The 398-nt window shown below is 61.6% G+C and carries 1 protein-coding gene; it reads left to right on the top strand.

Annotated elements, in window-relative coordinates:
* The coding region (locus NE591_RS13015; RefSeq protein ID WP_256156838.1) for a hypothetical protein at window positions 1-380 on the top strand (380 nt) is incomplete at its 5' end.
* Between the last annotated feature and the right edge of the window lie 18 nt (window positions 381-398).

Below are 398 nucleotides of genomic sequence, written 5' to 3'. Positions count from 1 at the left end.
AAACTATACGCGCCACCGCGGCCACCTTCCAGGACAGCGTGCTGCCAGACATCACGACCAGCCTGGATTCCCTGGTGGAAGCCAGCGGCACCTTGGAAGGGGCCCTGCGCGGGCTCACTCCCTCGCTCGCCGAGGCGCGGGCCATTTTGGGGCAGCTCGGCGACACGCTGACCTCTTCCGAGACCTCGCTTTCCACCACGTCCGATTCCCTGGGCACCATGGAGACGAACCTGGAGAAGTCGCTCACCGACCTGACCGCGCTGCAGAACTCCGCCACCGTGAAGGACTTGGCGGAATACCTGAAGGCCGACCCGGAGAAGGCATATGGAACCCGTCTGCTTTGGGCGTTGACTCGTTCTCGTAAATTGTTTTCTCCATAATGCATCCTTTCGTTCTGG

Origin of the sequence: Adlercreutzia sp. DFI.6.23 (assembly GCF_024462535.1) — a bacterium.
In the GTDB taxonomy this organism is placed as follows: domain Bacteria; phylum Actinomycetota; class Coriobacteriia; order Coriobacteriales; family Eggerthellaceae; genus Adlercreutzia; species Adlercreutzia rubneri.
The sequence above is the reverse complement of the archived record's forward strand: the minus strand, read 5'-3'. Positions and strand labels throughout refer to the sequence as shown.